We start from the raw sequence: 8,032 nt of genomic DNA, 5'->3' as shown, positions 1-8,032 counted from the left end.
CCTAGAGCAACCAAGACCTTACTGGTGAAAAAAATCCTCCAGCGGCGGGGCGTCGTCGGAATTGCTGAACGAAGGTAAGCTTCTTGTCGTGAGCGAAAGATGTCGGCATTCGTATAAGCGCCATATCACTTAAGAAGCCTTTAACAGGACCTACAGCGACCAAGACCTTACCGGTGAAAAAAATCTTCCAGCGGCGGGGCGTCGTCGGAATTGCTGAACGGAGTGAAAATTCCAGGGCGAGCCGCCAGGACGGCGGCGAGAGGCTGCGTTGAGCAGGAGCGAATCGCAGCCGGTCCGTCAGGAATTTGAGGGAAGTGAAGGCACCGCGAAGCGGCAATTCGGCCGACAAAAGCCCGGGTTCCAAGGGGAGGGGCGACTGCCTCCCCTTGGTCGGTCGGCTGCAAGCCGGTCGAAACCGCCGTTGACCTTGACCTTAACCTTAAGCCCAGCCCCAGCCCAAAACCCTTATGTCATTAAACTCACCTGCGCGGCCACAATCCGCCACCCCATCGGCAACCTCACCCATGTCTGCTGCTGGCGACCGCGGCTGGCGACGCCTTCGCGGGTAAACTCGGTGCTACATACCGCGTAATCATCGCCGAAGGTGGTGATAACGGTATCGTGCAGCGTGCGCGCCAGTCCGCTGGCGGGGCGGGCGGCGCGAAAGGCGCGGATTGCCTCAATGCCATACAGATTTTCACCGGCGCCCAGCCGCACCGTGCGCGGATCGTGCCAGAACAGTTCGTCCAGCACGGCAACGTCATTGCTCACTAATGCCTGCTCGTAGCGGTAAAAGGCGGCGGTGACTTCGGCCACAATCGCCGGGCGGTCAATGTGTTCAGGGATCATCATCATTATCCATTCATGGGGGGCAGCGTCAGCCCCTGTTGTTCCAGTGCCCAGGCGGCACGCAGCGCCAGGTGCTCTTTAAACGGGGCGGCGATCAGCTGTACGCCAATCGGCAGGCCGCTGGCGGTAGCGAGCGGCACCGTGCACACTGGCAGCCCCAGAAATGAAATCGGCTGGGTGAGCATGCCCATGCTGGCGCGGGCTGGCATGGCTTGGCCGTTGATGTGCAGGGTCTCCTGGCCAATCAGCGTCGCGCTGCACGGCGTGGCGGGCGCAATCAGCACATCAACGCGATCAAACAGCGGCAGTACCTGCTGCTGGAAGTGGCGACGGAAACGCTGTGCCTGCACGTACCATGCCGACGGCAGCATCGCCCCCGCGAGCAGGCGCTCGCGCGAATGCGGCTCAAACTGGTCTGGCACAGTGCGCAAGGCGGGCAGGTAGTGATTACCGCCCTCGGCGGCGGTCATAATAAAGGCCGCCGAGCGCGCAATGTCAGCCTGTTCGAGCACCACCTCATCGTGTGCGGCCAAACCGCGTGCCACCGCAGCGACCGCAGTGCGCGCTTCCTCGTTGCAGTTATGGGCAAAGAAACCGCCCAGCACGGCGCTGCGCAGTCCCTGTGCGCCGTCGCGCAGCGTGGCGGCGGCGTGAAACGCGGGCTGAGGTGCCTGGAAGGCGTCGGCGGCATCATGGCCCTGAAGCGCGTCGTAAACCAGCGTGAGATCGTCAACCGAACGGGCGAAAGGGCCAATATGGTCAAGACTTGCCACAAAGGGGTGACTGCCGCTGCGCGACAGGCGACCAAAGGTGGGCTTCAGGCCGAAAATACCGCACAGCGACGCCGGTACGCGAATGGAGCCGTTGGTGTCGGTGCCCAGCGAAAAGGGCACAATGCCTGCGGCCACGGCGGCGGCGGAACCGCCTGAAGAGCCGCCCGCGATGCGCGTGAGATCGCGAGGATTGCGCGTCGCGCCGTAGTGGGTATTCTCCGTGGTAAAGCCGTAGGCATAGGCATCCATATTCAGCATGCCGGAAAGCAGCGCGCCAGACTGACGCAGTTTGCTCACCGCCCACGCATCGTCGCGCGCCGCAGGCCGATCGCGGAATAGCTTCGCACCCGCCAGCGTACTGTGCCCAGCGACATCGAACAAATTCTTTACGGCATAGGGGATGCCCGCCAGCGCGGGCAATGCATCGCCGCGCTGGCGGCGCGCATCCAGCGCATCCGCTTCGTCGGACATGCGCGATGCGGTGACCTCGGTCCAGGCGTTAATACGCGGATTATGCCGGGCAATCGCGTCCAGCGTCTGTTGGGCGATCTCGCGGGCGCTGAGATCGCCCTGCTGAAATGCGTGGCGCAGTTGGGTGAGGGAGAGGGCTGCCTGCGTCATGGATGGAACACTCCGGCGACCTCAAGGCGATCGTCAAGCGGGAAAGCCATGAGCGGTGCGGCCATCGCGGCCATGCGCGTCAGCTGTATTTGCAGTTCAGCGCGGCGCGCATCATCTAACTCCAGCGCTAACGCGCACTCCATTTGGGCGACCCATGCACCCCAGTCAGGTTGCGTTTTCATGATGTTCTCCGTTAAAAACCGGCGGCACTGCCGTTGCTGCGCGGATCGAACGCGCCTTCCAGCATGCCGTTGTTGTGTCTGACGATGGCACCTGCGTGGCCCACCACTTCACTGAAGTCCGGCAGCAGCTCGACCTCATGACCCAGCGCCTGCAGCTGCCGCACGGTGTCCGGGCTGATGCGTGCCTCCAGCTTGAGGGAGTCGGTGGCCTGGCCCCAGGTGCGTCCCAGCAGCCAGCGCGGCGCGCTGACCGCCTGCTGCAGCGGCATGCCCTGAATGCCGTAGCGGGTGAAAATCGCCGCCTGTGTCTGCGGCTGACCATCGCCGCCCATTGAGCCGTAAACCATCACGCGGCCATCTTTAAGTCGCGCCGCCGCCGGATTAAGGGTGTGAAACGGCTGTTTACCCGGCGCCAGCGTCAGTAGGTGGTTGGGCTGCAGGCTGAATGCGGCGCCCCGGTTCTGCCAGGTGATGCCGGTGCCGGGCAGCACGATACCGCTGCCAAATTCGTGATACAGGCTCTGGATAAACGACACCGCCAGCCCGCTGCTGTCCATCACGCCCATCCACACGGTATCGCCAGGGCCGCGCCCGGTGCCCCAAGGCGCCGCGCGGTCGTCGCGGATTTGCGCCGCCAGCGCGTCAAGGTGATCGGCTGCCAGCAGCGCCTGAATATCGACGTCAATATGGCGGGGATCGGTGATGTGCCGATCGCGCAGGGTAAAGGCGCGCTTGGTGGCCTCCACAATGCGGTGCACGGTGTGCGCTTCGCTGGCGTCACGCATGTTTAGCCGGTCGGTGATACCGAGGATCGCCAGCGACACCAGGCCTTGGGTCGGCGGCGTCATGTTCCAGATATCGCCTTCGCTGTGCGCCAGATGCAGCGGTGTGCGGCGCCGTGCGCGCTGGTGGGCCAGGTCGTCGCGCGCGATCGGCATGCCCAGCGCTGCCATTTCGCGCGCCATATGGTCAGCCAGCTCGCCGCGATAAAAACTGCCTAAACCGTGTTCGCATAGCTGACTCAGCGTCTGCGCCAGCGCCGGTTGCGTAAAGCGACTGCCGGTGGCAGGCACGGTGCCATCGGGCATAAAGTGGCCGGCAAAGCCGGGCTGATGCTGTAGCTCATGCTGTTTAGCTGCGGTCGCGGCGGCCTGCGAGGCGGTGACCGGAATGCCGTCTGCGGCGTAGCGAATGGCATCGCGCAGCAGGCGCGCGAGCGGCAGCGGTGCAGCATCCAGTTCGTTGGCCAGCGTGAGCGCCTCTTCCCAGCCGCTGACGGTGCCCGCCACGGTCAGCGCCGCTTTGGCCCCGCGATGGGGAATATGGGGCTCACCGGCGTAGAACGCCGGCGTTGCCAGCGAGCCCGCCGCACCGCTGGCGTCGATGGCGATGGGATCGCCGTGAGGCGGTACCACCAGCCAAAAGCCGTCGCCGCCCAGACCATTCATATGCGGATAAACCACGGCGATCGTGGCGGCCGCTGCCACCATCGCCTGCAGCGCGTTTCCGCCTTCACGCAGTACCGCCAGCGCGCTTTCGCTGGCAAGGTGATGCGGCGTGACGGCCATGCCCAGCGGCGCCATGTTGCTCTGTATCATAGTGCACTCTTTCTCAGGAACAGGGCCTAAGCCAAGCAAGAGCTGTTCCAGTTTTGCTCGGACACCATGCTGGAACGATTTATGCTAGCGTGTGATGAAACAAAAGTTACAGGACGCGCCATGAAACAGCTTGATGAACGCCTGCGCAGTCACTATGCGCATTTATCGCCACAAGAGCAGCGCATTGCCGATTTCGTGTTTGACCACTTCGATGACCTGATCAGCTATAACAGCGCCGAACTGGCGCGCCTGAGCGGCGTCTCTAAGGCCACGGTAAGCCGCCTGTTCAAGCGGTTAGGCTATGAGAAATACAAAGACATGCGCGATGAGCTGCGCGTGCTGCGTCAAAGCGGTATGCCGCTCACGGATAACCGCGATGCGGTGCAGGGCAATACGCTGCTATCGCGCCATTACAAGCAGGAGATGGCCAACCTCACGCAATGGGTGAACGCGCTGGATGCGCAGCAGTTTGGCGAGGTAGTACAGGCGCTGAGCGCGGCGTCGCGCGTGTTTATCGTGGGGATGCGTAACGCCTATCCGGTGGCCCTGCACCTGCGACAGCAGCTGATGCAAGCGCGCGCGCAGGTCCAGGTGCTGCCGCAGCCGGGCCAGACGCTCGGTGAAGAGCTGGTGGATATGACGGCGGACGATCTGGTGATCGTGATGGCGTTTCGCCGTCGTCCCCGCATCATTCGCCCGCTCTTGCAGCAGCTGCAGCAGCAAAACATTCCCGTGGTGGCGCTATGTGAGCCGCAGGTGCAGGGCTTGGTTTCCCTGACGCGCTGGCAGCTGTGTGCCCCGCTGGACAGCGTATCGGCCTTCGACAGCTACGCCTCCGCCATGAGCCTCGTCAACCTACTGGCCAATGCCCTGCTGCATGAAATGTTGTCTCAGGGGCGTCAACGTATTCATCACATCGCCGATCTTTATCAGCAGCTGGACGAGTTGGAACACCGCTAACGGGCCCCGCTTTGGTGCTTTGCACCTTTTTGGATCGCGGACGCGCGCCGATCGTGCGCTCGCGTCCACGCGTCAAAATCCGCTACCTCCTCGCGTTATGTCGCGCCATACGCCAGTAAAGGCGACGCTTTTTCCCGCTGCGATCTTGGCACATTAGTTGCAAAAACATTCATCAAGAATCTTTTGTTTCACATTAATCTCACCGGGGTGCATCATGAAAAAGGTTTTATTGGCGGTAGCGGGCGCAGCATTGCTGCTGGCGCAGGCGGGCAGCGCGATGGCGGATCAGCTGCAAGATATTCAGAAACGCGGCGTGATTCGCATTGCCGTACCGCAGGATTTCCCACCGTTTGGCTCCGTCGGCACCGACTTACAGCCGCAGGGCTATGACATCGATATGGCACGCTACCTTGCCAAACAGATGAAACTTAAGTTGCAGCTCGTGCCGGTCTCCAGCGCTAACCGCGTGCCCTACCTGCAAACCGACAAAGTGGATCTGGTGATTTCCAGCATGGGCAAAAACGCCGAGCGCGAAAAAGTGATCGACTTTAGCCGCGCCTACGCGCCGTTCTTCCTTGGCGTCTTCGGCCCCAAAGGGGAAACGCTGAAAGATGCCGCAGCGCTGAGCGGGAAATCCATTGGCGTGACGCGCGGCGCGGTAGAGGACATGGTTCTGAGCGCGGTGGCGCCGAAGGATGCGCAGGTGAAGCGCTATGAAGACAACAACACCACGCTGTCGGCGTATCTGTCAGGGCAGGTGCAATATGTCGCCACTGGCAACCTTGTGGTGGCCGCGATTGCCCGCCAGAACCCGGCTAAAGCCCCGGTTTCGCAGTTTATGCTGAAGGATTCGCCGTGCTTTATTGGCCTCAAGAAAAACGAGCCTGCGCTGAAAGAGAAAGTGAATGCGTTGATCGATCAGGGGATTAAGGATGGCACGCTGAATACGCTGTCAGAAGAGTGGCTCAAAGCGCCACTGCCTGCCAACCTCGGCGCATAACGGGAACGGCCAATGTTAGGGCAACTGAATTTCGCCGATCTCTGGCCGCACTGGCCGGAGTTGCTGGCTGGTCTGTGGGTTACCGTGCAGCTGACCGTGCTGGCCACGGTCGGCGGCGTGAGCCTCGGCATTCTTGGCGCGGCGTTGCGCAGCGGGCGTCCCAGCTGGGCGAGCCGCCTGTGGGGCGTGTACGTCGAACTCATTCGCAATACGCCCTTTGTGGTGCAGCTGTTTTTTATCGTATTTGGCTTGCCCAATCTCGGCATAAAACTCACTGCCGGCGAAGCGGCGCTGCTGGCGATGTTGATTAACTTGGGGGCCTATAGCACGGAGATTATTCGTGCGGGCATTCAGGTGACGCCAAAAGGGCAGTGGGAAGCGGGGCGCGTGCTGGGGCTTACCCGCACGCAAACCTTTCTGCGCGTGGTGCTGCCGCCGTCGCTGCAGCGCATTTACCCGGCGCTGGTGAGCCAGTGCATTATCGTGATGCTGGGATCGTCGGTGGTGTCGCAGGTGTCGTACGAAGAGTTAACGTTCGCCGCCAACCTGATTCAGTCGCGCACCTTCCTGAGCTTTGAGGTCTATCTGGTGACCACGCTGATCTATCTGGCGTTGTCGATTGCCATGCGCCAGCTGCTGCTGGCGCTGGGTCGCAAATGGTTTGGAGCGCTGCCATCATGACCACGTTTACCGATTGGGACATCGTGCGCAACCTGCTGCTGGCCGCACGCTGGACGCTGCTGTTATCGCTGGTGGCATTTTTTGGCGGCACGCTGGTGACGCTGCCGCTGCTGTTTCTGCGCCTGCTGAAGCGCCGCTGGCTGTCGCGTTTGATTCAGGGCTATACCGCGCTGTTTCAGGGCACGCCGCTGCTGATGCAACTGTTCCTGGCGTTTTTTGGCGTCGGATTATTGGGTATTGATGTTGCGCCGTGGACCGCCGCGTCGCTGGCGCTCACCCTCTACACCAGCGCCTATTTACTGGATATTTGGCACGGCAGCATTCGCGCCCTGCCCAAAGGGCAGTGGGAAGCCTCGCGCTGCCTGGGTCTGACGTTCGGTCAAACGCTGGTGCGCGTGGTGGCGCCGCAGGCGATGCGCATCGCGATTGCGCCTACCGTCGGCTTCGCTGTACAGGTGGTAAAAGGCACCGCGCTGGCGTCGATCATCGGTTTTGTGGAACTCACCAAAGCCGGCACCATTCTTAACAACGTGACCTACCAACCGTTTAAGGTATTTGGCCTGGTGGCGTTGGGTTACTTCCTGATGTGTTATCCGCTGTCGCGTTACAGCCAGTATCTGGAGAAAAAATTCAATGCCGCTCATCACCATTAATCAGGTCCAGAAGTATTACGGCGACAACCACGTACTGAAAGGCGTCGATCTGGATATCGATCACGGCGAGGTGATCTCGATTATCGGCCGCAGCGGTTCCGGCAAAAGCACCCTGCTGCGCTGCATGAACGGGCTGGAAGGCTATCAGGAAGGCAGCATTAAACTCGGCGGCATGACCATCACCGATCGGGATTCTCAGGCGCGCGAGATCAGCCAGTCCATTGGCATGGTTTTTCAAAACTTCAATCTATTCCCCCACATGACCGCGCTGGAGAATGTGATGCTGGCGCCGCGCCGCGTGCTGAAAAAGAGCGAGGCAGCGTGCCGCGCGCTGGCCACGCAGATGCTGGAAAAAGTCGGCCTCGGCGAGCGGTTGCACTATGCGCCGGCCAATCTCTCCGGCGGGCAGCAGCAGCGGGTGGCCATTGCCCGTGCGCTGGCGATGCAGCCCAAAGTGCTGCTGTGCGATGAGATCACCTCTGCGCTTGATCCGGAGCTGGTGGGAGAAGTCCTGAAAGTGCTGGAGCAGCTGGCCGCCGAAGGCATGACGCTGATTCTGGTCACCCACGAAATGAATTTTGCCCGCGACGTCGGCGACCGCGTGGTGTTTATGCATCAAGGGCGCGTTTGGGAGCAGGGCGACAGCAAAACGCTGTTTGCTCAGCCGCAGACCGCCGAACTCAAGCAATTTATCTCTTCTGTCCGTCTGTAACTG

General features: G+C 61.5%; 9 protein-coding genes. 5 read left to right on the top strand and 4 right to left on the bottom strand.

Translation table 11 applies throughout. The annotated features are described in order from the left end of the window. Positions 1 to 465 precede the first annotated feature (465 nt). The 4 genes from hpxZ to LU196_RS03250 are packed head-to-tail and all read right to left on the bottom strand — an operon-like array spanning position 466 to position 4,023. Positions 466 to 852: an oxalurate catabolism protein HpxZ gene (gene hpxZ / locus LU196_RS03265; RefSeq protein ID WP_232761499.1), complete on the bottom strand. Its 387-nt coding sequence runs from the start codon at positions 850 to 852 to the stop codon at positions 466 to 468. Positions 853 to 854: 2 nt separating this feature from the next. After that, positions 855 to 2,243, bottom strand: coding sequence for an AtzE family amidohydrolase (locus tag LU196_RS03260; protein WP_232761424.1), 1,389 nt, complete (start codon positions 2,241 to 2,243; stop codon positions 855 to 857). Next, a complete protein-coding gene (gene hpxX, locus LU196_RS03255; protein WP_232761425.1) occupies positions 2,240 to 2,425 on the bottom strand; it encodes an oxalurate catabolism protein HpxX in 186 nt (61 codons plus the stop codon). The genes LU196_RS03260 and hpxX overlap by 4 nt, the downstream gene beginning before the upstream one ends. An 11-nt stretch (positions 2,426 to 2,436) precedes the next feature. Further along, positions 2,437 to 4,023, bottom strand: a complete 1,587-nt coding sequence (locus tag LU196_RS03250) for a gamma-glutamyltransferase family protein (protein ID WP_232761426.1) — start codon at positions 4,021 to 4,023, stop codon at positions 2,437 to 2,439. A 120-nt stretch (positions 4,024 to 4,143) separates the two neighbouring features. Here LU196_RS03250 and hpxU point away from each other — a divergent pair, with 120 nt between their 5' ends. From hpxU to LU196_RS03225, 5 genes are all read left to right on the top strand, one after another. Continuing rightward, positions 4,144 to 4,983 carry a MurR/RpiR family transcriptional regulator HpxU gene (gene hpxU, locus LU196_RS03245; RefSeq protein WP_232761427.1) on the top strand — a complete coding sequence of 280 codons (840 nt, stop codon included), beginning with the start codon at positions 4,144 to 4,146 and terminating at the stop codon, positions 4,981 to 4,983. A gap of 214 nt (positions 4,984 to 5,197) precedes the next feature. Continuing rightward, complete coding sequence (locus LU196_RS03240; protein WP_232761428.1) at positions 5,198 to 5,983, top strand: transporter substrate-binding domain-containing protein; 786 nt, start codon at positions 5,198 to 5,200, stop codon at positions 5,981 to 5,983. A 12-nt stretch (positions 5,984 to 5,995) separates the two neighbouring features. Beyond that, positions 5,996 to 6,664, top strand: a complete 669-nt coding sequence (locus LU196_RS03235) for an amino acid ABC transporter permease (RefSeq protein ID WP_232761429.1) — start codon at positions 5,996 to 5,998, stop codon at positions 6,662 to 6,664. Next, positions 6,661 to 7,317, top strand: coding sequence for an amino acid ABC transporter permease (locus LU196_RS03230; protein ID WP_232761430.1), 657 nt, complete (start codon positions 6,661 to 6,663; stop codon positions 7,315 to 7,317). Before LU196_RS03235 ends, LU196_RS03230 begins: the two co-directional genes overlap by 4 nt. Further along, positions 7,298 to 8,029, top strand: coding sequence for an amino acid ABC transporter ATP-binding protein (locus tag LU196_RS03225; RefSeq protein WP_232761431.1), 732 nt, complete (start codon positions 7,298 to 7,300; stop codon positions 8,027 to 8,029). The genes LU196_RS03230 and LU196_RS03225 overlap by 20 nt, the downstream gene beginning before the upstream one ends. Positions 8,030 to 8,032 lie beyond the last annotated feature (3 nt).

Source organism: Pantoea sp. Mb-10, from assembly GCF_021272205.1.
GTDB lineage: Bacteria > Pseudomonadota > Gammaproteobacteria > Enterobacterales > Enterobacteriaceae > Pantoea.
The sequence above is the reverse complement of the archived record's forward strand: the minus strand, read 5'-3'. Positions and strand labels throughout refer to the sequence as shown.

What these genes read in the sequence shown, in the direction of transcription:
- hpxZ (WP_232761499.1), bottom strand. Translation starts at nt 852, where the DNA reads ATGATGATCCCTGAACACATTGACCGCCCGGCGATTGTGGCCGAAGTC.
- LU196_RS03260 (WP_232761424.1), bottom strand. Translation starts at nt 2,243, where the DNA reads ATGACGCAGGCAGCCCTCTCCCTCACCCAACTGCGCCACGCATTTCAG.
- hpxX (WP_232761425.1), bottom strand. Translation starts at nt 2,425, where the DNA reads ATGAAAACGCAACCTGACTGGGGTGCATGGGTCGCCCAAATGGAGTGC.
- LU196_RS03250 (WP_232761426.1), bottom strand. Translation starts at nt 4,023, where the DNA reads ATGATACAGAGCAACATGGCGCCGCTGGGCATGGCCGTCACGCCGCAT.
- hpxU (WP_232761427.1), top strand. Translation starts at nt 4,144, where the DNA reads ATGAAACAGCTTGATGAACGCCTGCGCAGTCACTATGCGCATTTATCG.
- LU196_RS03240 (WP_232761428.1), top strand. Translation starts at nt 5,198, where the DNA reads ATGAAAAAGGTTTTATTGGCGGTAGCGGGCGCAGCATTGCTGCTGGCG.
- LU196_RS03235 (WP_232761429.1), top strand. Translation starts at nt 5,996, where the DNA reads ATGTTAGGGCAACTGAATTTCGCCGATCTCTGGCCGCACTGGCCGGAG.
- LU196_RS03230 (WP_232761430.1), top strand. Translation starts at nt 6,661, where the DNA reads ATGACCACGTTTACCGATTGGGACATCGTGCGCAACCTGCTGCTGGCC.
- LU196_RS03225 (WP_232761431.1), top strand. Translation starts at nt 7,298, where the DNA reads ATGCCGCTCATCACCATTAATCAGGTCCAGAAGTATTACGGCGACAAC.